Origin of the sequence: Chryseobacterium pennae (assembly GCF_003385515.1) — a bacterium.
GTDB classification, from domain to species: Bacteria; Bacteroidota; Bacteroidia; order Flavobacteriales; family Weeksellaceae; genus Chryseobacterium; species Chryseobacterium pennae.
The window spans coordinates 116,564-140,517 of record NZ_QNVT01000008.1 but is presented as its reverse complement, the minus strand read 5'-3'; the positions used below and the strand labels follow the sequence as shown (position 1 = coordinate 140,517).

The following is a 23,954-nucleotide window of genomic DNA, read 5'->3' as shown; positions in this document are numbered from 1 at the left end:
TGAAAAATAATGGAAGCAGTGTTTCCCATACATGTTAAATTAAACCTTCAGGAAGGAAAGAAATTTTACCGCTACACCTATAATGAATATACCACTGCCTATGGGGAAACTCATAGAAGTGAACTCAACAAAGTTTTTCATGTTACGCTGAAGCGTTTAGAAACAGAAGGATTTGAATATCATATTGAAATTTTCGACAGAGTTCACCGGGATAAAGAACTCTCGTCATCAGAAAAGGATTTTTTAGACAGGATAGCAGAGATCAATAATGATGTAAAGCTCATAACAGACGAATATGGCAGATTAAAAAGCATACAGAATCTACCTATTCTCCAGAATAAAGTGGAAAAAATAGTAGAAAAGCTTTCCCGATCTTATGTTGGCAAAAAGGCAGACGATTTTTATCAGTTTTTAAAAACTTTGTACCGGAATGAAGATCTGGTGGCTAAAGATTTTTTAAAGTATAATCATTTCGGAATGATCCTCCATCAGTTTTATGGAAGATACAATGAGAAGGAAGATCAGGTAAGACATAGCGTACGCTACCGTAATTTTATGGATAATACCATAATAGATATAGACGAAAGTGTACAGACTGAAGCTATTCGTTATGATAATGAATTATTACTGTTACAGTATACCGGTAATATTCCTTCGGATAAAAACTGGGAAATGTTTTATGGAGAAATGCAGCGAAAGGAAATTGTTTATCACAGTGAAACAGATTTTCCGAAACTGGACAAATATAAAGGGCAGATCTTATTAGATTTTATTACCAAAGAAGTATTGGAACATAAGCTTACTATAGAATTTTCTCTGGGTGAAAACTACCAAAAGAAAATCATCTATCATATAAAAGAAATAAGCCATGAGGAATTATAAAAAAACAGGATGGGTTGAAGAGATAGAAACCCGGCTGGATGAAAAATTCAGCAAGGGGCTATACTATACCGGTTGCATATTTTTATTATTTGGATGTCTGAGCCTTACCTCTTTTAAAGAACATAAAACTGCGGATAATCCCCGTGAAGAAATATCAAAAACTCCCGTATTAAAAAAAGAAATATTTTAAAATGGCGACACGTATTACAATAACAGATTCCGGGCAGACGCAGGTTTTAAATGGTCCATTGGCTCCGGATACTCCTGATAATTCATTACAGCGTATCACTGATGTTTATTTTGCCAAGAAAGTGGTAACAGACGATGGAACAAGAGTCAGTTTTACAAAAATTGATTCTGCCCATGTACAACAGGACCAACAAAACCAAGCGATTCCTTATGATTCTATCTTAGGGAAAACGGTCTATCTGGTCATAGAGACCAGTAATATGACAGACCTGAGTATTGATGCAGTGATAAGACCTTCTGCCAATACTTTGACAAATAATACAGATACATTACAGCTCATGCGTTTCGTATCTCCTGACCGGTATGAAGCACAGAGACTGTTTACAGTAAAGGTAGGCAATTTTGATGCGCTTAAAAACAATCAGGGCAGCCATACTCATTACGGTAATTTACAAAGTGATCATATCAATAAAGCCATTATTAAGCTGCAACTCAGACCGGATGGAAGAGCTATTTTTGATGAGTGGACTGAAAGGCTGGCGGAGGGTGTCATCAATCTGGAAGTGGCCGTAGAGAGAACAGACAATAATCCCTGTGCCTATAAAGATGGACAGGAAGAAATCAACGGAGCAGGTATTTTCCTGAATGATGATACCGGAAGATTCAGAGTGGTTAATAAAAATATATATACCATTCACCATGGTAGTAATACGTACAATACTTTAACAGTAGTTAATCCAGATCCTGAAAGAAGGAGAAGGATCCAGAAAGTTGTGAATAACCATTCTACTGATATTATTTATTTTTATTACGATCAAAATGATAATGAACACAGAATCTGTTCAAGGCCTAAGGTAAGTGTAACCAGAAAAAGAAGAGTGAATGCTGTTCCACCGTTAGCCCAAAGAGGAGATCTTTCGCAGACCATAGATTTCACGGCAAACAGAGCTGCCGGTGAACAGATTGATGCCCATCAGTTATTGGTGTATACTAATGGAACTCTTGGTGATGGAGCCACCGATAAATGGTACGCCAATCAACCTGGAAATGTAGATTTGGTGGATATGGATATTTTAGCAAATGATGGCGTAGGTCCACAGATTTTTGAAGCATTTAATTATAATCAGAATGGGGTTATCATCCGATATGGATTCCAGCATACCAGAAGGAGGAGTATTCAGCCGGATTCATTTGCAGGTTTCTTAGGGTCATTAGCACAATTCAGACAGGAGGGACACACGCATTACATCGTATCTCAAGGGTTTTCTTACTCAGACGCGTCATGTTATCCCAGTGCAGAACACGTGAACGGAGAAGCAGGAGATCTGAATTTATTAACGACTCAGGAAAATGGAGTGAATACCATCCTTAGTGCTGCCAATTTTGATTATGAAAATCAGGTGATTCTTCGAAATATTCTTTATGATTTTGGATTTGAATCAGGCCGGTCAGAGAATTTCTCCAACACCTCCAATGCCAGTACTGATGATGATATTACTACACGGTTACCACATACCACACATACCGCTACTCCAAGACATAATAACCACTTGCATGTTCACGGTTTCACCCCAATATCAGATATCTATGCCTAAAATTAATATCACTTATTTCACTGTTTTATTTTTCCTTTTTTCCTGTTATTCCAAGGCTCAAACGGAAAATAAGACTATCAGCACAGAAGCCCGTTCAACAGATAAAGGAACTCCTGTCTTTAATACCAATAAAGCGGATTGTATAAGCCTGCCCTTTGGATATTCAGATCTTTCAAAACAAACAACAGCTGATGCCGTTCTGTCTGTCATACAGAATGAGAATAAGCTAAAGGAAATTAAGGCATTACGATTTGAAACAGCAGTCCAAAAAGATTTTGTACAGCTTCCTGAAGAATATGATGTTTTCCTGCCATTCAATAAAAATGTCAATGAAAAGCATGACCGGATTAAGATTGCTTCTGATTTTCTGTGTTATGGAGATTATTCACTGTACTTTATGGCAGTTTATAATACTGTTCGTTACGCAGAACCTTTTATTGAAAAAATATATTTAATTTCAACGAAGAACAACAAGCCGATTGATATGAAGCGGCTCTATCTTCATCATGAAGGAGAAATGGGATTTGCCAGCCATACCTTATTTAATATTGATAAAAATTATATTATTTCTCTACAGGATTATGAATTCAGTGAAAGTCCTTTTACCTTAAAACCTGCGCAAAAATACCAGATCCTGCCTTCCGGAAAATTTGCCCGATACTTTGATAAAGATGGTTTATATAAAAATGAAGATGAACAGGGCATGGTGAAAAACCATACCAAACAAGGAAAATGGACAGAATACAAATCAAACAGCTCTATAGATATACAAAAATATCCCGAGTTTACAGATCCTTACACGTATCTGGAAGCGGAATATAAAAATGGGTTACCTTTCGGAACATGGAAGTTCTATAAATTATTGCAAAAATATAATGAAGAAACAGGAGAGCCCATCATTAATACAAGGAAAAAAGGAAAATTGATTTATACTGAAGTGTATCAAAATGGGGTGCTGAAAAAAAAGGAATTCCAATAGCACTATTGAAAAATCTCCTTATTTTCTGCATTTAAAAGGCTTTTTTATTCACGATAATGACATACCGGAAATGGAAAAGACCTCTTTGATAAGGAGGCCTTTTTTTATAATTCTATACCCATTCAGGCTAATCTCTGTTACCGCTTTTAGCTTGTCGCACCGACTGATTGTCCTTCTGATTAAACCGATACACTAATGTCAGACGATATCGGGCAGCATTAGGAATACTGGTTTGATTAATCTCATAATCTGATCCGATGGTTCTGTTGCTAAACCTTCGGAGACCAAAAAGGTTACTTACATCAAGGGTAAGGGTTGCTTTATCTTTCATAAAAGTCTTGCTGCCTCCAAAATCGATACCATGCACAGCATCTGACCCGGTCTGCGCTGTAGCATTGGCTCCTCTGAAATTATAGACAGCCTGAAAGGAAAGTTTACTCTTTAATTTTACCTGAGAGCTTACACGTGTAGTAAAGGTATTCCCTGAATAGTCGAAGTTTTGATTTTGATAACTTCCCTGTTCTTTATAATGAAATACATTGAGCTCTGCGTTTGCCTGCAGCCATTTGAAAGGATTATAAAGTACAGAGAGTTCAAAACCAGTACGCGTTTCTTTATCAATATTTACCGGCATGGTAATGAATAAACCTTTGACATCTCGGAAAGTATAGTCCTCGATGACGCCATTATTTCGCTGATAATAAAGAGAAGGATTCAAAGTAAGTGTTTTCCAGTTTTTAAGGAAGGCAAGTTCAAAAACATTGGCATAAGAAGGGTTAAGATCCGGATTACCAACATAGCGGGTACTAAGATCCGTAAGTTCATTAAATGGATACAGCATCCCCAGTCTTGGCCTGTTGATACGTTTGCTGTAGCTGGCTTGCAGATTGGCAGAGGTATTAAAACGGTAGCTGATATTTAACGTTGGGAACAACTTGTTATAATTTTTTTGATTAGTGTAACTGCCTGTACGGTCTTCAATACCGATATTCGTCAGCTCGCCACGCAGACCGCCCTGGTAGCCAAAAGCTCCGGTTTTCCCTGAAAACTGTATATAAGCACTTCCAATCATCTCTTTATATAAAAGATGGTTATCAATCTGATCGATGACTTCCCAGCCTGCAGAATTCTCTTGTTGTGCAATAAAATCACTGTTAACCCTTCGGTCTTCCATTTTTAAACCAAATTCCAGTGTAGAGGTACTGTCTATTGGCTGTACCATATCTGTTTTAATCATCAGATCTTTACTTTTCCCGAAAGAACTGGTCCTGATCATGGGTAGATTCATTGTAACCGGTAGTTTTTTTGCGGTTGATAAGTTCCAGACTTTATCACTGTCCCAGAAATCGTACTGCATATCTACCGTTAGTTTTTTACCCGGCTTCCTGAACGTTTTGGTATAATTAAATTCAAGCTGGTTATAGCTTCGTTTTTCCCATGATTCACCAGTTCGGCTTAAACTGCTGTCAATACCTCCATTTTTCCCTGAGTACAGATAGTTGAGTTGTGTTTTGTCATGATCATTAGTTGAGTTTCGCAAAAAAGCTGCAGTAATGGTATTATGATCATTAATCTGGAAATCAGCTCCAAGATAAAGAAGTCTGGCATCATCGTGCCGGTCTTCATCCTGACGTTGGTTCAGATACACTGGTGTACCGGAAAGTCCTGTAGATTGCTGCATCGTATATAGACCAACATAATCTGACAGCCGGATCCCGTAGGTTGCAAACAGGTTAACTTTATTGGATTTATAATTTAAACTGGGACTTATGCGAGTTTCATTGGGAATACCGCCAACCAGACGAATTTGTCCACTGAAACCTGCTTTTTTATTCTTTTTAAGGATGATATTGATAATCCCAGCTGAACCGGCCGCATCGAACCTGGAAGAAGGATTGGTAATCACCTCTACCCGTTCTACCTGATCGGCAGGAAGCTGTTCCAGGGCATTGCTTTGGGTTAACCCCGTACGTCGTCCATCAATAAGTACCAATACACTGCTGTTACCACGCAGACTTATCGTCCCACTGGGACTGACACTTACGGAAGGAACAATATTGAGTAAATCGGTGACAGCTCCCGATTGTGAAAGAACGTCTTTACCCACTTCAAAAACCTTTTTGTCGATTTTTAAGCTGACTGATGACCGTTGCGCCTTTACAGATACTTCTTGCAAAAGTTTTGTATCAGGTTCTAAAATTACGGTTCCAATATTGGTACTCTCATTAGGCTTTACCTGTACAGATTGGGTAACCGTCTGAAATCCGATCAGATGATAACTGATTGTGTAATGCCCTACAGGGATATTTTCCAGCTTAAAATGCCCTTTATTATCCGAAATCCCAACAGCAACAGGGGGTTCTGTATTCCCTTTTAATGTGACAGTTACGTAAGGTAGAGCGGTGGTTTGGTTTTCATGAATAATACCGTTAATCTGGCCATTCTGTGCAAAAGAATAGGGAACGGTGATCAGAATCAGGATGAGGGTTACTAATAATTTCATGAGGTAAAATTAAAGGACAGATAAGCTCCCAGTTGGTGAAAACATCTGAACAGCTCCAAGGGCTTCTGAACGACCATACATTGTTGAAAATTAGCTTGTATATTTACATCATGCACAACCTGTTATTCCTATTGACATTTCTCAGTCTACTGACGACCCCTGTTATCAGTACTGAGGAGCCAATACCTGTTTATAAAACAGGAGATAATATGGCATGGGCAGCTAAAAATTATGATGATAAAGACTGGTCTCAGGCCAGAGAAAATACCTTAGACAGGATATTTTGGTCGAGGACCCATCTTGAGATGTATCAGGAGGAAGAAGAGTTAAAACCTCTGGGGCTTCAGATTCAATCCTTCGGCTCATTTGAAGTGTATTGGGATGGAGTCCTGATTGGTCGGAACGGGCAACTTCCCCAAAATGGAAAACCTGAAGTTCCGGGCACTGAAAGCAGTTATTACAGGATTCCCGATCATCTCATCACCCCCGGTTTTCACACCGTTGCTTTGCGCAGTTCGCAGTCGTTTCTGCCGGATGTACACCGATCTATAGCTTTCAAAATGAATAGCTATACGACCTTGCTAACGAAGCCTTTGGTAACCATGTCGTATATGAATCTGATGGCCGGAGCTTTTCTCATTGCAGCAGTCTATTATTTTTTCCTTTATATGAATAGCCAACGCAGACAATGGGATATCCTGATCTTTGCCTCTATTTGCCTTCTCTTTTTTGCTTTGCTGATTATGGAATATCTGAAGTTTCATGTTTTTATTCCATACCCTGATTTCTATGTACGCCTTGAAATCATTGGCTGGCTCACTTTTGTCAATGCATTGCTGGTTCCTTTATACTTTATCATTCAGTTTAATTTTAAAAAAGGAAAATGGCTGATGGTACTATTGTTTATAGCACTTTTATTGCTTTATATTCTCAATTATAAATCTTATGATCAAACTGCCCTTCTGTACAGTTTGGCAATGCTGATCGCTTCTTTCATTGTGGTTTTTAATGGGATTATTCAAAAAGAAAAAGGAGGTTTTATTGCTTTGACAGCGCTTTTGATCAGTGCTTTGATTAGCAAGCTTGTAGTCTATGATTATGGTTTGTTCATCAGTTTTACAGTCATTGTACTGAGCATGCTTTACCTTCATTCCATTCGTGCAAGTGTCATAGAAGCAGAACACCAGAACGCAGTACTCCTTTCTTCAAGACTACAGTTGGAACTGCTTAAAAAAAACATTCAACCTCATTTTTTAAGAAATACCCTAACCTCTATGATGGATTGGGTGGAAGAATCTCCTAAAGAAGGTTCCCGTTTCATACAGGCATTGGCTGCAGAATTTGATATCATGAACGAGATTTCCGAGCAAACTCTGATTCCCATCACAAAAGAGCTGGAACTTTGCCGGCAGCATGTATCAATAATGGGTTTTCGCAAGGAAATTAATTATCAGTGGGAAGAGATTGGGATAGATGAGAAACAGCTGATTCCCCCAGCTATTATTCATACCTTACTGGAGAATGGAATAACCCACAGTGAACCTTTGCCTGGAAATACCGTAAAATTTATACTTTCTTATTGTTTAAAAGAGAAGACTCATCAGTATACTTTTGAAACATTTGCAAAAAACCGGGAAGTAATGACCAACCGATCCGGAGGAAATGGCTTTAAGTATATAAGAGCAAGACTCACTGAAAGCTACGGACAGAACTGGACGTTCAACTCAGTAGCTACTGAAGATGGATGGATATCTACAATTCATATTTTAAGATAATGAATATACTGATTATAGAAGACGAAGCAAGAATTGCCCGCCGTATTGAACGGATGACAATTGATTTTTTTGCCAGTACATCTATTGAGATTACAATTTGTGATTCTTTGCAGAAAGGTCTTGATCAAATGGCAAATCAGCCTCCTGATCTTCTGTTGCTGGATCTTAATCTCAATGGAGATAACGGGTTTGAAATATTGGAACATATGGTAGCAGCAGCTTTTCATACAATTATTGTTTCAGCCAATATTGATAAAGCAATCACTGCATTTGCATATGGTGTACTGGATTTTGTTCCAAAACCTTTTGATCAGGAAAGATTTTTTAAGGCTTTGACCCGGTTTGTAAGTCCTGCTGTAAAGGCTGAAGAAGAGATTAAATACCTGGCTGTAAAAAAGGCCGGACAGGTACGCCTCATCAATATTGCAGAAGTAATTTATATCAAAGGTGCCGGAATATATACTGAACTGCATCTTTATAATGGGCGGACTGAACTGCATGATAAATCCCTTGAATTATTAGACCAGCTTCTTCCTGATCAATTTGAGCGGATTCATAAGTCCTATTTGGTGAACTTTCTGCAGGTTGAAAAAATGCTCGTGAATACCGGAACTCGTTATAGTGTATTGCTTAAAACAGGTGAAGTATTGCCTGTAGGGAGATCAAAATATAAAGAACTGAAAAATAAAACTATATAATTTCAAAAAACTTAATAATCAACTATTCCATATTGAATCAACAATTATTACTCTGCAAAAACCAGTTCTCAGAAGTTTCTATCCCTGATCCTTGTCAAGGGTGCTATCCAAAGCCTCTTTACGCAGACCTTACATTATTTATTCAATATGAATAATAAACATAAACTTCCTGTTGTATCTGTTCATTGTCTGGGATCAACATTTTGTCTCCTAAATATTCTTCGCAAAGATTTTTCACAATGTACTGCAATATATTCTAAGATGTAATATCTTTAATGGCAAGACTGTTATATAGACACATAATAAAACTATTACTCATGAAAAAACAATTGATATGCTTACTTCTTCTTATTTCCGGTTATTTTTTTTCACAAACCATTCCTACTGAAAAATTGGATAATTACTTTAGTTATATTGAAAATAATAATCTGGGAGTTGGAAGGCTGTCGGTTTTTAAAAACGGGAAGGAAGTCTATGCTAAAAATTTTGGGCAAAAAAACATTCCTGAACTAATTTATGATCAAAACACCAGATATCAGGTGGGTTCTGTAACCAAAATGATGACCGCTGTTTTAATTTTTAAATTGATTGAAGAAAATAAACTCCATTTAAACGATAAGCTTTCAGCATTTTATCCGGAAATCCCCAATTCCAATACAATAGTCATTAAAAATCTATTGGAGCATACCAGCGGATTGGGAAGTTATGTGGTAAAAGAGGGTGAAGTATGGGTGACTGGGAAAGCAAGTGACCGGGAAATTATGGATCTGATCATTCAACAGGGGAAAAGCTTTGAACCGGGTGAAAAGGTAGCATATTCAAATTCTGCATACTATCTTCTGACAAAAATTCTTGAAAAAAAACATCAAAAACCTTTTCACGAAATACTTTATTCTGAAATCATAAAACCTCTGAACCTAAAAAATCTGGCGTCTTTCGTGCCTGATCAAAAAAATGTATTTCTGCCCTACCGGTTTGAAAAGGATTCCTGGAAAGTTCTTAATGAAGAAATAGATTTCCTCAATGTAATTGGGGTAGGCGATATCTCTGCGACTCCCTATGTTCTGAATATTTTCATCAATAGCTTATTTCATAACAAGATTTTAAAAAAAGAAACTCTAAAGCTTATGGAACCTGTATTAGGAAAAGAAGACTGGGGAAGAGGGATGGCTATCTGGGATTTTGATCATCTTATATTTTATGGGCATGGCGGAGATACCTTAGGATCGCACGCTCTTATCATCTATAATAAAGAGTCAGATATATCCATTGCTTATGCAACTAACGGAGAACGGATAAAAAAAGAGGATTTCATAAAAAATGTAGTCTATCTGCTTTACAATAAAGAAATTAAACTTCCGGAGATTAAAGGTAAAGAGTAATAAATCTTTTCCAATTTAAATCATCAAAGATAACCCACAACCAATACTTATGAAAATCATCAATTACACAAAAATTTTCAGAGAAGACTGTATCAAAATTTTCAAAAGTAATTTACCTAAGTTTTTTGCTATTGAAGAATTACCTTTCTTTGAAGACTTTTTAGATCAATATACTGAAGAGAACTATTTCGTAGTTAAAATGGATGGTCAGGTAGTAGCATGTGGTGGATTTTTTTTAGATACAAAGAATAATGTGGCTGGATTATCTTGGGGCATGGTTCATGCCGACTATCATGGAAAAAGAATAGGAAAAGCCCTCACTCAATATCGGATTGATTTGTTAAAAAAGACCTTCCCTTCCCTGCCTTACAAAATTGAAACCTCACAGCATACCGCTGAGTTTTATAAAAAGAACGGATTCAAAACGGTAGAGATTGTTCCGGATGGATTTAGTAAAGGAATTGATAAATACATCATGATCATGGAAGTGCTTGTTCCCTAGCACATTTACTTAATCATTCTGTCATTCCCACACCATAAACTTGATTTTTGACTACAATATTTAATTATATTTGAAAATTAATCAACAAATCACTCAAAATGGATGATCATACCCATAAAATAGAACTCAGACCCACAACAGTTGCTGATTTGGATATTCTTTTCCAGTTTCAGCTTGATCAGGAAGCCAGGCACCTCGCTGCATTTACATCACAGGATTCTACCAATAAAGAAGCATATCTTGCTAAATATACACGGTTACTGAATGATCCCACTGTGAATAACCAAACTATTATGATTGACTCTGTTATCGCCGGAAGTATTGCAAAATTTATCATGGAGGACGATACTGAACTCACCTATTGGATTGATAAAGAGTTCTGGGGAAAGGGCATTGCCACAACAGCATTGAAAAATTTTCTCACCATTGAAACAGCCAGACCAATTTTTGGACGTGTTGCTTTTGACAACCTTGGTTCACAAAAGGTTCTGGAAAACTGCGGATTCACCAGAATTGGTACTGATAAAGGCTTTGCCAATGCCAGACAAGCAGAGATTGAAGAATTTATTTTCAGGCTTGAGCATTAATTCAAAATGGAGATTCTACAATTCTTTCCCCAACTTCCTTCTCTTCGTTTTTTAAAATTTTCTTATACTCTATTGGACCCGATATTTCATGGGTAATCTTTTTTGCTTATTTTTACATAAAATAAATAAAAATAACATATGAAAAGAATCGTATTAGCAGGGCTAATAACTATGGGAGGGCTTCTAACAGTAAAAGCACAGTGTAAAACAGAAACCGCAATCAACGAAAATTTTGATACTTGGAAAGATATTAACAAGTGCTGGACTGCCCAATCAGGACAGGCAATGCTGTATGCCAGTGATAAAAAAATCATCTTTTATTCTATGAACAACCCGGGAGAAAATATGTATTTAGTGACTCCAAAAATTAAAGCTGGAAACTATATTCTTACCCTGGATCTTTCGGATAATGGAGGAGAAACCACACTGGAAATTTTCTCAGTAGACAATACGTCCGACACAAAATCGTATGTTTCAATCGCTAAACCTTCAAAGATAACGGGAGATAAAAAAACATACAATATTTCTATAAAAAAAGATACCCATTTAGGACTGAAGGTTTTACTGAACGGTATTCATCAGGCAGTTTATATGGATAATTTTTCATTGAAACAAAAATAATCAATGACCAAAAATCAGTCTTTACCCAGGTAAGCCTATACAGTAATTCTTTTAGAAGATATTTGATACTCTTACAAGTTCAATTATTCTCCGAAATCCCATAATTTCGGAGATTTCATTGGCACCAGTTCATAAGAAAGGTAGCGTATTTCAATAAAAATGATGATGACAGTTTTATAGATCAGCATTCTATGGTTTTTCCAGGTTATGCTGTCACTAAAAACTATTGTTTGATATTCATTTTTTTCAAGCACAATATCTATGGATTTTAATTTTCATTAAAGTCCATTATAAATTATCTGGGATCTTTTTCCCTTTCATCTTACCTTGTAAGTATAAGTTTATCCAATCGTACTACAGCCAACTGATTATTGATCTGTAATATTTATACCCCCTTTAAACAAGGTTATATTTTTGATTGCAGGCTGTTCAAAATTACGGACGATATTCAATTCTTCTGCTGCATCTTACCAGCTTCTTCCATATTGTATGTAATTCTGTTATCCTCACTTATTAAAGGACCAAAAACATCCACATATTCACTAAATGCATTTTGATTATAATGAACGATGACAGGAAGCAGCTGACTGGCCTGATAGTATTTTTGATTTTGTAAGGCGCTTTTCATTGCCTGTTCTATTTCTTTTAAAAGAGGTCTGCAGTTTTTCTTCAACAGAAAATCCTTTAGATTGGATTCAAAGAACTTATTTCCATAGTTATGCAAGAATTGTTTGATATAAGGATATAATTCCTGTTCGCTTTTTCCATTGAATGTCGCAATGTACAATGCATTGGTAATTACATCGTATACGTTATCTTCATGATAAAGTCTGTGGGGTTCAAAATTTTCTTTTTCATCCCATTTTTCATTGATAAACCGATCAAGTATTTCAAATCCTTCGGGTATAGACCATGCGAGTAAAATAAGCATGGCCTGATACACAATATATTGATTGTCATTATGAAGAAGCAGCTTCAATTTTTCTATCCTGCCAACATCCTTTTTTTCAAGCAGCTGTACTTCACTCAAGTCATATCCTTCGTATCCTTCCTCATTATAGTAATAAAGGAGTTCATGGAGTTCTTTATTCATTTTTATAAATCAACTGATTACGTTTTATGAAGCATTCTTGATAAGTTCCAGGATATATACATCCTCACCATCTTTTCGTTCACCTGTAAATTCGAAGCCTACAGAAGTATAAAGGGATATTGCCCGTTTATTGTCAGGATCTAGCCCAATGTAAATCCGTTCTATACTTCCATTTCTTTTTACCTGTTCTATAAAAGCAGTAAATCCTTTTTTCCCAAATCCATTTCCCTGATATTGATGATCTATCATATATCTCAGAACCCAAAAATTCCCGTTATCCCTAAAATAAGGTCCGGACATCACAAATCCAATCAACGTTTGGTCGCTGTATATAGCCTGCGGGTTCAACAGCGGATAATATTTTGATTCAGCAATAGATACCGAATTGCTGCACAAAAATTCCTCATCAAACGTGGGCACTCCACTTTTATTAGTGGTCAGCAGACATACTTCATAATAATTGTCTGCAGTAATTTCTCTTAAAGTTATTGACATTACTTTTATTTTTCATTTCCGGTTTATACGGATAAAAATCTATATAAAATATGCAAGTCTGCTATATTGATCAAAGTGTATTGCTCAGCTCGCTGGCAAATGTAAAAACAGCGGGCAGCCCACCTGTATGCCAGAATAAAACATTAGACTGCGCCGGCAGTTTTTTATTTTTCAAAAAATCCAGCATTCCGTAGAATGCTCTTCCAGTGTAAACGGGATCTAAAAGAATTCCTTCATTTTTGGCAAGTTCATCAATAGCATATCTTTCATTAGCTGTTAACACACCATACCCCGCACTGTCATAATCCCTGTTGAGAACGATTTCTGATGACTCAGTCTTTTTGCTGATATTAAGTTTTGATGTTAATTCCTGAACGATTCCAAAAACAACCTCTTCCAGAGAAACTCCATTGGTTTCGTCTTTATCTATACTGATTGGAATCAGTTCTGCATTCATATCATAAAGAGCTTTTCCGGCAGTAAGCCCAGCCTGCATTCCGCCAGAACTTGAAGCAAAAAAGATATAGTCTATTGTCATAGCTTTTTCGGCAAGCTGCTGTTTCAGTTCCTCCACGGCATGTACAAATCCTAATGCACCTGTGGAATTTGAGCCACCATAGGGAATGATAAAGCATTTATTTCCCTGGCGTTCCAGTTTTTCTTTTAAAAGCTTTATGTCTTCTCCTTTCCTGTTTTTACCTGTAAAATGTATGGCTGCTCCAAGCAATGAAGATAGCAGCAGATTTCCATCATAGGTATCAGGCTGGTCACCGCCCAGAAGCAGATGACATTGCAGTCCCATTTTAGCACAGGCTGCCGCTGTCTGCCTGCAATGGTTGGATTGCTGTGCTCCCGCAGTGATTACGGTATCACAGCCTTCCTCCAATGCCTGTTGTATTAAGAACTCTAATTTTCTGGTTTTATTTCCACCTGAAGCCAATCCGGTGTTATCATCTCTTTTTATATAAATACTGTAATCAGGATACAACTTTGACAGGTTTTCCAGCTTTTGAAATGGTGTTGGAAAAAAGCCTAAATCTATCTTATTTTTGTTCATATTTTTATTTTTCGGTGTTTTTAATATATGATTTCTTTTTATCCTTTACTTTATCTGTAAATGTAACCAATCCGATACTTCTTTCAAAACAGTTGGTGAATAAGTCTGCTCAATACGTTGGTATTCCTGAGGTGCTCCCGTATCAGATTCCTGAAACAAATGGTTGAGTCCCGGTAATTCTTTTATCGTTACATGTTTGTTTTTAGCCTTTCCTAATGCTTTTTTTATGGCCTTTAAATTCTCCTTTGGAGTGATCTGCAGATCTTTTTCACCGTTAAGGGCTAAAACCGGAATTTTCACTTTCTTCAATGTGGACACAGGATTATATTTGATAAAATACTGCATCCATGGAGTCGCATAGGTATCAATCTGTAAGTTGATGAATTCATCATCCGTCGTATCACCAGCTCTTTTAAGATCCGGATTTTCAGTTAAGATTTTTTTTAAGCTGCTTCTGAGGTCTTTTTTTAACTGCCCTATATCAGAGGATTTCTTAACAAGATTAAATATTTTTCTATTGATCATCTCTGCCCCCTTTATTTCTTCTTCGTTGGTTCCGGATGCTTCTGCAATCAGTCTTTGCTGGATTAAAAGTATTTCGTCTCCCGGAATTCCTGGGCCTCCAAGCATTACAATAAACGCAACATCTCTTGATTTTACAGCCACCTGAGGAGCAAGCAGCCCTCCTTCACTATGTCCTATCAACCCGATTTTTGCAGGATTGATTTCCTTTCTTGTTTTTAAATAAGCAACTGCACTTTCCACATCAGTTGCTAAATCTACAGAGGTTGCCCTTTTGAAATCCCCTTGAGACAGAGCTGTTCCCCTGTCATCATACCGAAGAACAGCAAATCCGTTTTTGGTAAGATAATCTGACAATACAAGAAAAGGTTTATGTCCTGCCAGCTCCTCATTCCTGTTCTGAGGTCCACTCCCACTTATTAAAATAACAGCGGGGAAAACCCCTTCCCTGCTGGGAAGCGTTAAAGTTCCGGCCAGATATATATTGGCCTGTTTATTTTTAAAAGTAATATCTTCTGAATAATAAGAATAGGGTTTCAGAGGCTCCTGGGGTCTGTTGAGTTGAATATCCTGTGCAAAAGCTGAAGTTGAAACTAGCAAAATTGCTATCAGCGATAGAATGATTTTCTTCATTTTGTTAAATTGTTTGATTAAAAAGTACTCAATGAAATGAATAACTATTTGTAGGAAATCAAGTATAATATCTTTTATTCCCTACAAATATGACTGGATTTATGAAACTTACAGGCTGTATCCGATTTCCAATCCGAAAGACTGGCGCTTTAAGGCAGAAATACTACTCATAGATCCTATTCCGTATTGTGATATATAGGAAGCACTGATCTGAAAGTGTCCGAAATCATAGCCAAACATAGCGGCAGCACCATAATTAAGCTGTTTCAATGATGATTTACCTTCTGCATCCTTGCTGTACATATCCATATCATCCATTTTAGCGTTTATTCCATATCCCAGATAAGGTCCAATCCCGAAAAACAATTTACCTGTTCCCAGCTTATACTGAAAAATACCATAAACAGGAAGTTCCAGATCATAGGATTCTAATTTGGATGTCTCGGCAGTGAACTTATTTTCCATTTCAGAATTTCTGTAATGCAGCATCAGATCAGACTGAAGGGCAAACCAGCTGCCAAAATCGTACTTGAGAAATCCTCCCACAGAACCTCCGAGTTCCGGCGAGCTTTTTGAATACTGACTCTCTGAATCATATTTATAAAAGGTTGAATTGACTCCACCTTTAAGTCCTAAAGACATTTTTTTCTGGGCCTTTACTGAAACTGTACCCATAAGAAGTGTTCCCGTAGCAAAAATTGATAAAATTGCCTGCTTTTTCATTGTGAAAAAAAATTTTGATGAATAAACTGAAATTATTGTGATGCAAAATTGCAGGTTGGAAACACTTATATGAAGCTTTTTCCGATCAACTTCAGAATCAATATGATGAAATGTGTTATTCAGTGAATCAAAATTTCACAAAAGAATATGTATTGCATAAGCTTTATGCTTATGAATAAAAAGCAGTCAACCCACTGTTAATCCAAAAACGTAAGTTTTACGATAAATTCCGTATCTGTTTTTATGACTTCAATGGTTTTATTGTACAGGGCATATTGTTTTTGCAGGTTTTTCAGTCCTACTCCACCACGGTCAGCAGTAGTTCTCAGCTGAAGGTTATTGGAAACTGTAATTCTGTCCTCAGTTATTTCAATGTGGATCGTCAAAGGACTACCAGCCGTCGTAATATTATGTTTTACAGCATTTTCTACCAACAACTGCAAACTTACAGGGATTACTTTACGGTTCAATACAGCTTTATTGACCACTTCCACACGTAAATTGTTTCCAAACCGAATCTGTTCTAAAAATATATATGAATCCAGAAAGGCCAACTCTTCCTGAAGGGTAACCAATGGTCTTTCATTGGTCAGTAATAAATAACGGTACACCCCTGACATTTTTTTTGCAAATAGATTCGCTTTTTCTGCATCTTCGTAAGCCAAAGACGACAAAACATTCAGACTGTTAAATAAAAAATGAGGATTGATCTGGGCTTTCAAAGTATCATACTGATATTGTATTTTTTCTTTTTCCATGATGGCAATTTTGTTTTCAGCATCCACTTGTTGCTGATTGTAAAAAAAGATTTCAATTAACAATACCACAATACTGTTCCAGAGAAGAATAAAAATCCCGGATTTAATAATGTCCGGGCTGTTCTTAAATGCAGATATCCCTAAAAGTGAAAGATTGACCAGAAAAATTACAAATACAGAAAACAATGAGGAAATAAACAGGTCCAGCGCAACATGCAGATATATATTTCTTATTTTTAAATACTTATAAATAATATTAATAATAAGAAAATCCATCAATGCAATCCCTACAAAAGGAAGTAAATTGATGACAAAGAAATCCCAAAAGTTTCTTTCCTTCCCGGTCAGTATCTGAAACATATAGTAGAAGCAAACCAGCAGGATTGTCACGATCAGCACAAAGGCAATACTATGCTTTTTATCTATTTTTTTCATCATTTTCAATGCTCTCCGTCTACCCATTTAAGAAAATCCGGCACCCGCTCACGACTGACTAAAACTTCATGCGGGCAATCCGGCTGGAATATAAGTTTCAACCGGCTGTTGAAATATTTGGAGATTTTTTTAATAGACGTAATATTGGCAACACAATTTCGTGAAACCCGGAAAAATGTTTTTTTGTCTAACTGGGTTTCAAGTTGGTTTAAGGTATAATCAATAACCAATTTCCGGTTGGAAAATGTATGTAGGAAGACTACTTTTTCCTCACTGTAAAAAAAGGCAATATCATTGCTCTCTATATGGCTATAGCTATCACCGATCTGAATAAGAAAACGACTTTTTTTGTATTGTCCCAATAATGCCGCTTCTATTTTTTTATAATCAAAAGTCTGTTCTTTTTCAATGTTCCGGCGTTGCAGTTTTTTCAATGCGGCCAATAAATCGGCTTCTTCAACCGGCTTCAAAAGGTAATCTATGCTGTTTAATTTGAAAGCCCTGATAGCATACTCATCATAAGCGGTAGTAAAAATAATCGGTACTGAAACCTCCAGCTGTTCGAAGATTTCAAAACAGTTTCCATCCGCCAGACGAATATCCATCAGAATAAAATCCACCTGATTATCTTTGAGAAAATGAACGGTATCTACTACGGATTCTGTCCTGGCAGTCAGCGTATAATCGGGGCACAGCCTTACCATCATACGTTGTAATTCCAGGTATGCAAAATGTTCATCTTCTACGATCAGATATTTCATATTCTACATCATTTATTGTAAAAATACGGATTGTTGGCTTCAGAAAATCAAAATACAGATTAAGTTTAGAATTAAGGGGATGAAATGTAGAATAAGCACAATCAAGCACATCAAAGCAGGCAAGTACCACTGCAATATTCTCTGAAGTCTCTTAGACTTTGGAGGTTTTATTTTAAACCCATCATAACAGAACTGTATTTCAGGAGTACTATGTCTATTATACTCTTAAAGATAATAGACGTAGCAAGAATTACGTTCTAAAAGGGGCTCAGTACATTTTTTTTGCTTTTTAATTGTATTTTTTTAAAAAGGTTTTCAGTGTATTATAATATACCTCAGGTGCTTCAAATGGTGTATTATGCGAAGCGTTTTTTAGGTATACTAATTCTTTATCTTTCTTGGGTACATTTTTAAGCGCCTTATAAATCGTTCTGCCCTGCTCAACTCCAATAGCATAATCATATTCTCCCTGAATAACAAGTACTGGTTTTTTGATGACTTCCATTTCATCTACAATATTCAAATTGTTGTAAGATTCTGTATTCATAAAAACTTCGTTGACATATTCAAGCTTTTCCATGGCTTTTTGAAGGAGTTCAGGAGTATATTTTACCCTGGCAAAAAAAGCAGGATCACTTAGTAATTTTGCTTTTTTTTCTTTCAACTCCGGTTTAGCCCAATATACATCAAAGCCCAAATCTTTTGGAAATTCGTATCTTACCTTATTCATATTCTGAAAAAAATCTTTGAATCCACTCGTTTCAATCTCATCCAATTCTGTCAGAATTTCTAAATATCTTTTTTTCTTTATAGAATCGGTCGTAGTTTTTAGAAGTTCATTGGCCAATTGACGTTCATGTGAAATCAAGGCAAAGTTTCTTTGTGGACTATCTACAAATCCAGAACTGCTAATAAATGAATTAATTTTTTCCTGATGTTTTAGTAAATACAAAAAACCATAGGTTCCCCCCCAGGATGTGCCCAAAAGATTTATTTTTTTGTTGGGGTATTTATCTTTTATATAATCTACTACATCATCTAAATCTTTTACAAATTGATCTGTTGTAAGCATTGATTTGTCTTTGAATTCATCAGATTTTCCTCCTCCTCTCTGATCAAAGTAAACCACTAAATAATCTTTTTCAAAGACATCTCTATAAAACTCATGGTCTACAGAAAAAGCACCAGGACCGCCATGTAATGCTATAATTATGGGCTTTTCTGAATTACCCAGAACACGTGTATAAAGCTTCGATTGGTCAACCGGTATAAAAAACTCAGTATCTATTTGGGTTTCTGTTCCTTTTTTTTGTCCCTTGCAATAATTCACCGTTGTAAAAAAAATCACTGTGAAACAAAGTAAAATATTTTTCATTTTTATCTAATTTTGGATATGTTATGGGAATTTATAATTAATCAACTCCATAAACAACCAAATATAACCTATTCAGACTAAAATTAATTTATTTTTTTTAACCACCTATCTCATTTAAAGTTTAAGAGTAAAATCTAGAATAACCATAAGCGAGCGTGAAACTGTTTTCCAGCATCACTTCATCTACTATATTGACAATATCTTTGGTAGGTATTTTTTCTATGACAAGAATGGTATCTGTTGTAAAGTGTGACATGGTTTTCGTTAATTATTATTGATTTTCTTTATAAAAAAGCTTTCGAAGGACGAAGGAGTTTGAAAAGGTCGATGGCTTCGTATTTTTATTTACCAGGTTCTGCTGTCAATGGTAAAAGAATTACTCATTATATGTTCTTTTATTTTTTCTAAACTTTCTTCCATACTGATATAATTTCTAGAAGCATGACCAACATCTCCTACAATGTATTCATAGTCTATCAATTGGGATATTTTCAATATAAGTTCTTTCTGTCTGTCAGTACCATCAAATGCCAGATCTTTATCACTAAAAGAAATCTCAAACCCATGAAGAGATTGATCATCCCATGTCAAATAATTGATCCCTATTTGAAGTCTAAAATCAGGATGTCTATACAAAAGCAGTCCCAGAGCCTTCCAAGAACAGATCAGATCTATTACCTGCTCTTCTGTCATTGATTCATCCAGTTCTACATAATCCTTTTCTTCTTCGTGTCGGGTATCGTTAAACACTATTATTTCATCTTCATCTTTTTCCAACAAAACATCTACAGACCTTAATTTTTCATTAAAGTCTATTATAAATGATTTAGGATCTTTTTTTTCTTTTAACAGGACTAATGTTTCATCAAAATTGCTCATTTTTCACTCTCTTTTATTTCTTTTCTATCCTATCATCAAAACAGGATAACCAATATAAATCCAGCCGATCATATTATTTCCTGATCGATAATCTTCATGATTTCCTTTGCTCTGACTTCATCAATAAATTCTCCCGGTGTTGGATCCGGATAATAACTTAATGCGCCTTTAAAAGGATGCCATTCCCCATTATAGTATGCTTCTCCTTCATAGTATTCTTCTCCGGGCTTTGCTTTATCTTTATACATTACCGCTCTTAACAAGGAATAATCTTTTTCATTATCGAAGGTATCTATATCAAGGAAATAAAATAAAACTCTTTCTATTGTATCTTTCCCGTTCATTTTTCAAATAAATTTATCTGTTTTATACTGTCTGGTATTGACCGTCATTAATGGCTTTACTGTTTTTTCTGCAGGCATTGGTCATTCATTCAGTTTAAAAAAGAAATACACTACCGCCGCCCATTCTTTTTTAATGCCTTTAGCATAGCCAATAGTACTGCGGCTACTGTTTTCTACTGTTCCATCATCTTTAATATAACCAAGCGTGGAACGGCTGCTGTTTTCTACTGTCCCGTCTTTTCTAACATAGCCTATAGTGGAACGGCTGCTGTTTTCTATAGTTCCGTCACTTTTGATATAACCGATTGTTGAACGGTTTTTATTCTCAATAGTACCGTCACTTTTAATATATCCAACTGTGGAACGGCTGCTGTTTTCAATGGTACCATCACTTTTGATATAACCTGTTGTACTGCGGCTTCCTGATTCAATGGTTTGTGCACTTGCCATGGAAAGGCTAAACAGAAGAGAGCAGATGAATATTATTTTTTTCATGGTTTAAAATTTTATTTGGTTATTAATTATAGATCATTTGACCGATCAGAAGTTTATCTTATTAACCTGATTCTATAAAGTAAAGGTACGAAAGATCAAAAACAAATATCAAGCAGTTTGCTATTTCTTGTTTAAAATCCCCTATTCTCCCGAGTCAGAAGCTTCGGATTAGAAAACGTAAATTTCATTACCAAAAAATACAGTATTTGAAATTTGTTTTTTTGATTACAATATTTAATTATATTTGAAACAAATCATTCTCCATCAGAAGCCTCGTTTGGTAGAAAATGAGAAAACTAATGTATCTGATTTTTAACCTTATCCATGAATAAAAGAAAACTATTAGAGAAAAAAGAATGGGAATATTATGTTTTTGAGGAAAACAACACCATTGAATTATCTGTCCCAATCCCCAATCCAATCCCCGGATTTGATATTACCTATACCTTGAGTGAGCCTGAAAGGGAAAAATATCTACATACCGGTATCAAAGCCCTTGAAGAAAGAATACAGGATATGAAAGTCAATTTTTCAAATTATAAGATGAATTCATGGAGATAATACGGTATCATTCACAGAAAAGCCATTCTCAAAAATTATGGGACTTTGAAAAATGAAGGAAATGTTCACTTTCTAAAAAAATAAACTGATGTATAAGCTCACAGACCATGTTGATATAGAAATTATTGCCGGCCAGCAATTATCTGCCATTCCCAGAATGCTAATCTATGATGTGGAAATTGTACTGACAACCGCTAACAGTATTAAGGAAATGGATCATGAAATATTAACTACTTATGGAAGCGATAAAGGCTGGCTGTTTACAGAAAACAATGATACATTCAGATTTGATACCAGTGATCATTTGCTAACCTCTATTTACTTCGATTACAGCGAACAGGAAAAAGAACCTGATCATAAGCTGGATCTGATAATGAATGCAAAAAAGATAGTGGGCATTCCTAAACTGGTACAACCATCATCATTCGATCTGGAACCTTTTGAGTATAGGTATTGTGTACCCTCGAGCAATATCCTGTTAGGATATGGAGATATTTTTTTAAAGAGTCAAAATCAATGTACTGAGCTACAAATAACGGAAAATATTTCTCTACTGTTTAATGAGAATCATTTGTATTGTGCGTGGCTTATGAAGCATCCGGAACAATTTTTAGTGAATAAGATAGCACCTATTGAAAAATACCCGGTTACCCCTCTTTTAAAGAAAAGTTTTTGGGATGTTTTTCAATTTATAAATCAGGAAAAAATAAGTCTCATGGAAGAAGAAGACATTCCTACATTTCATGAATTATTATCTCTATACAAAAACATTCACAGTACCTCTGAAAATAATAACGGAATGAAAACCTTAGCAGAAAAACTATTCAATGTTGCTGATAATTTCTACTCTCAGGAGCAAATGAAGTTCTTTCACTGACATTTCAAGAGTAATTTGAACCAGCAAAAAATAACATAAATAAATGGAAGATATATACGCATACAAAGATGAATATGATAATGACTGTCAGTTTCTCAGAGGGAAGTACTATAAATACGTATCTGACTTAATTACAGACTTTTTTGAGGAACCATTACCCGATAATGATTTTCATACTCGTTTTCTGGATGTATTAAATACCCTTGAAAGTCACGAAGATGTCTATTATATAACAAGCGAAATGCCTTTTTACTGGGCAATCTGCATCATCGAAAACAGAGGGACTCATCATCATTTAATAAAAAATAAAACCAATGAGGATTATAGTAAGTGGCATACTCAATATCGTATAGCAAATGATCTTGTTACATTTATTATAGAAGGAATACATGAGGAAACTTATATTTTCAATGATAATAAAGGTGGTAAAAGTCTGTTTTTAAGAGCAAAATATTATGAATTTGTCTGCAGTCTGGTCACCGGTTTTTTAGGAAAACCCTTTGAAAATAACTGGATTAACAGTATGCTTATCACCCGTCTAAATGCTTTACCAGCCAGTGGACAGTATAAAAACATTCGTCAGTTTATCAATAAACAACCTTATTGGGCCATATCGATTGCAGAAAATAAAGAAACAACAAATGTTTTAAGTACTGAACAATTAAAAGTATATACAAAGTTTCTTGAAGAGTTTTATAAAAATAATGGAATCAGTTCTTTTGTTATTCCACAGCATTCATAAAAGAATTTTAACATAGAAATACAGCATATGATTGATTTTGAAATAGAAAATAAGCTCATTACCTCAGATGAATTACATGAATTTGAGGTAAAAACCGGGATATCTTTACCTCAGGATTATAAAGAACATATGTTGAAATATAATGGTGGATCTCCACTGAGCTATGATCTTTATTTTGGAGAGCCTGATGAGGGTATACTCCTGTCCGGTTTTAAATCTATTAAATATGGGACTTCTCTTGTTGAGCAAAAAGACTATTTACCTCCGAAATATCTTAGCATCGGTTATACAGAAACGGGTTATTTAGCAATGTCGCTGGATGAAAAAGAATATGGGAATATCTTTATTTATTACTCAGAAGCAGAATTAACATTATTGGCTCCTTCTTTTACAGAATTTTTAGAAGGCCTGGTTGATTATCCTGATCTATTTCCATAAGTAATACCAAATGCTTCCGGATGTAAAAATAAATGCAGGCAGGTAAAAATATT

Annotated in this window: 27 protein-coding genes; 14 read left to right on the top strand and 13 right to left on the bottom strand. The window is 35.6% G+C overall.

The window, feature by feature from the left end; translation table 11 throughout:
* Positions 1–9 precede the first annotated feature (9 nt).
* From DRF65_RS10535 to DRF65_RS10520, 4 genes are read left to right on the top strand one after another with little or no spacing between them, the layout of a single operon-like run.
* Positions 10–882, top strand: coding sequence for a hypothetical protein (locus tag DRF65_RS10535; protein ID WP_115970714.1), 873 nt, complete (start codon positions 10–12; stop codon positions 880–882).
* On the top strand, positions 869–1,072 hold the full coding sequence (locus DRF65_RS10530) for a hypothetical protein (protein WP_115970713.1): 204 nt from the start codon (positions 869–871) through the stop codon (positions 1,070–1,072). The genes DRF65_RS10535 and DRF65_RS10530 overlap by 14 nt, the downstream gene beginning before the upstream one ends.
* A 1-nt stretch (position 1,073) precedes the next feature.
* On the top strand, positions 1,074–2,666 hold the full coding sequence (locus DRF65_RS10525) for a hypothetical protein (RefSeq protein ID WP_115970712.1): 1,593 nt from the start codon (positions 1,074–1,076) through the stop codon (positions 2,664–2,666).
* A complete protein-coding gene (locus DRF65_RS10520; RefSeq protein WP_115970711.1) occupies positions 2,659–3,645 on the top strand; it encodes a hypothetical protein in 987 nt (328 codons plus the stop codon). The genes DRF65_RS10525 and DRF65_RS10520 overlap by 8 nt, the downstream gene beginning before the upstream one ends.
* Positions 3,646–3,772: 127 nt before the next feature.
* Here the strand turns inward: DRF65_RS10520 and DRF65_RS10515 are convergent, their stop codons facing one another.
* Complete coding sequence (locus tag DRF65_RS10515) at positions 3,773–6,148, bottom strand: outer membrane beta-barrel family protein (protein ID WP_115970710.1); 2,376 nt, start codon at positions 6,146–6,148, stop codon at positions 3,773–3,775.
* Between the two features lie 35 nt (positions 6,149–6,183).
* Here DRF65_RS10515 and DRF65_RS10510 point away from each other — a divergent pair, with 35 nt between their 5' ends.
* The 6 genes from DRF65_RS10510 to DRF65_RS10485 all read left to right on the top strand — a co-directional run bounded on the left by DRF65_RS10510 (position 6,184) and on the right by DRF65_RS10485 (position 11,713).
* Complete coding sequence (locus DRF65_RS10510) at positions 6,184–7,923, top strand: histidine kinase (protein WP_228438623.1); 1,740 nt, start codon at positions 6,184–6,186, stop codon at positions 7,921–7,923.
* Complete coding sequence (locus DRF65_RS10505; protein ID WP_115970772.1) at positions 7,923–8,621, top strand: LytR/AlgR family response regulator transcription factor; 699 nt, start codon at positions 7,923–7,925, stop codon at positions 8,619–8,621. The genes DRF65_RS10510 and DRF65_RS10505 overlap by 1 nt, the downstream gene beginning before the upstream one ends.
* 317 nt (positions 8,622–8,938) lie before the next feature.
* Entirely contained in the window at positions 8,939–10,003 is a 1,065-nt protein-coding gene (locus tag DRF65_RS10500) for a serine hydrolase domain-containing protein (protein WP_115970709.1), read from the top strand.
* 49 nt (positions 10,004–10,052) lie between these two features.
* Positions 10,053–10,505, top strand: coding sequence for a GNAT family N-acetyltransferase (locus tag DRF65_RS10495; protein ID WP_115970708.1), 453 nt, complete (start codon positions 10,053–10,055; stop codon positions 10,503–10,505).
* 98 nt (positions 10,506–10,603) lie between these two features.
* A complete protein-coding gene (locus DRF65_RS10490) occupies positions 10,604–11,092 on the top strand; it encodes a GNAT family N-acetyltransferase (protein WP_115970707.1) in 489 nt (162 codons plus the stop codon).
* A 138-nt stretch (positions 11,093–11,230) separates the two neighbouring features.
* Positions 11,231–11,713 carry a hypothetical protein gene (locus DRF65_RS10485; protein ID WP_115970706.1) on the top strand — a complete coding sequence of 161 codons (483 nt, stop codon included), beginning with the start codon at positions 11,231–11,233 and terminating at the stop codon, positions 11,711–11,713.
* Between the two features lie 448 nt (positions 11,714–12,161).
* Here the strand turns inward: DRF65_RS10485 and DRF65_RS10480 are convergent, their stop codons facing one another.
* The 12 genes from DRF65_RS10480 to DRF65_RS10430 all read right to left on the bottom strand — a co-directional run bounded on the left by DRF65_RS10480 (position 12,162) and on the right by DRF65_RS10430 (position 21,283).
* Positions 12,162–12,806 (bottom strand): hypothetical protein, encoded by a 645-nt coding sequence (locus DRF65_RS10480; protein ID WP_115970705.1) that lies wholly within the window; start codon positions 12,804–12,806, stop codon positions 12,162–12,164.
* Between the two features lie 24 nt (positions 12,807–12,830).
* Positions 12,831–13,301 carry a GNAT family N-acetyltransferase gene (locus DRF65_RS10475; protein ID WP_115970704.1) on the bottom strand — a complete coding sequence of 157 codons (471 nt, stop codon included), beginning with the start codon at positions 13,299–13,301 and terminating at the stop codon, positions 12,831–12,833.
* A gap of 70 nt (positions 13,302–13,371) precedes the next feature.
* Positions 13,372–14,358, bottom strand: coding sequence for a D-cysteine desulfhydrase family protein (locus DRF65_RS10470; protein WP_115970703.1), 987 nt, complete (start codon positions 14,356–14,358; stop codon positions 13,372–13,374).
* Positions 14,359–14,403: 45 nt separating this feature from the next.
* Entirely contained in the window at positions 14,404–15,513 is a 1,110-nt protein-coding gene (locus tag DRF65_RS10465) for an alpha/beta hydrolase family protein (protein WP_115970702.1), read from the bottom strand.
* Positions 15,514–15,621: 108 nt separating this feature from the next.
* The gene (locus DRF65_RS10460) at positions 15,622–16,236 is read right to left on the bottom strand and encodes a porin family protein (RefSeq protein ID WP_115970701.1); all 615 of its coding nucleotides are present in this window, start codon (positions 16,234–16,236) and stop codon (positions 15,622–15,624) included.
* 197 nt (positions 16,237–16,433) lie between these two features.
* Positions 16,434–17,432 (bottom strand): sensor histidine kinase, encoded by a 999-nt coding sequence (locus DRF65_RS10455; RefSeq protein ID WP_228438621.1) that lies wholly within the window; start codon positions 17,430–17,432, stop codon positions 16,434–16,436.
* Positions 17,433–17,434: 2 nt separating this feature from the next.
* Complete coding sequence (locus tag DRF65_RS10450) at positions 17,435–18,190, bottom strand: LytR/AlgR family response regulator transcription factor (RefSeq protein WP_115970700.1); 756 nt, start codon at positions 18,188–18,190, stop codon at positions 17,435–17,437.
* 289 nt (positions 18,191–18,479) lie between these two features.
* Positions 18,480–19,565 (bottom strand): alpha/beta fold hydrolase, encoded by a 1,086-nt coding sequence (locus tag DRF65_RS10445; protein WP_115970699.1) that lies wholly within the window; start codon positions 19,563–19,565, stop codon positions 18,480–18,482.
* Between the two features lie 121 nt (positions 19,566–19,686).
* Entirely contained in the window at positions 19,687–19,821 is a 135-nt protein-coding gene (locus DRF65_RS29105; RefSeq protein WP_259080562.1) for a hypothetical protein, read from the bottom strand.
* 89 nt (positions 19,822–19,910) lie between these two features.
* On the bottom strand, positions 19,911–20,444 hold the full coding sequence (locus DRF65_RS10440; RefSeq protein WP_115970698.1) for a hypothetical protein: 534 nt from the start codon (positions 20,442–20,444) through the stop codon (positions 19,911–19,913).
* Between the two features lie 68 nt (positions 20,445–20,512).
* Positions 20,513–20,788: a hypothetical protein gene (locus DRF65_RS10435; RefSeq protein ID WP_115970697.1), complete on the bottom strand. Its 276-nt coding sequence runs from the start codon at positions 20,786–20,788 to the stop codon at positions 20,513–20,515.
* A gap of 81 nt (positions 20,789–20,869) precedes the next feature.
* Positions 20,870–21,283: a 5-fold beta-flower protein gene (locus tag DRF65_RS10430; protein ID WP_115970696.1), complete on the bottom strand. Its 414-nt coding sequence runs from the start codon at positions 21,281–21,283 to the stop codon at positions 20,870–20,872.
* A gap of 324 nt (positions 21,284–21,607) precedes the next feature.
* Between DRF65_RS10430 and DRF65_RS10425 the strand changes: the two genes are divergently transcribed.
* From DRF65_RS10425 to DRF65_RS10410, 4 genes are all read left to right on the top strand, one after another.
* A complete protein-coding gene (locus DRF65_RS10425) occupies positions 21,608–21,844 on the top strand; it encodes a hypothetical protein (protein WP_115970695.1) in 237 nt (78 codons plus the stop codon).
* A gap of 88 nt (positions 21,845–21,932) precedes the next feature.
* Positions 21,933–22,721, top strand: coding sequence for a hypothetical protein (locus DRF65_RS10420; RefSeq protein WP_115970694.1), 789 nt, complete (start codon positions 21,933–21,935; stop codon positions 22,719–22,721).
* Between the two features lie 43 nt (positions 22,722–22,764).
* Positions 22,765–23,463 carry a hypothetical protein gene (locus DRF65_RS10415; protein WP_115970693.1) on the top strand — a complete coding sequence of 233 codons (699 nt, stop codon included), beginning with the start codon at positions 22,765–22,767 and terminating at the stop codon, positions 23,461–23,463.
* Positions 23,464–23,490: 27 nt separating this feature from the next.
* On the top strand, positions 23,491–23,901 hold the full coding sequence (locus tag DRF65_RS10410) for an SMI1/KNR4 family protein (protein WP_115970692.1): 411 nt from the start codon (positions 23,491–23,493) through the stop codon (positions 23,899–23,901).
* Positions 23,902–23,954: the final 53 nt, after the last annotated feature.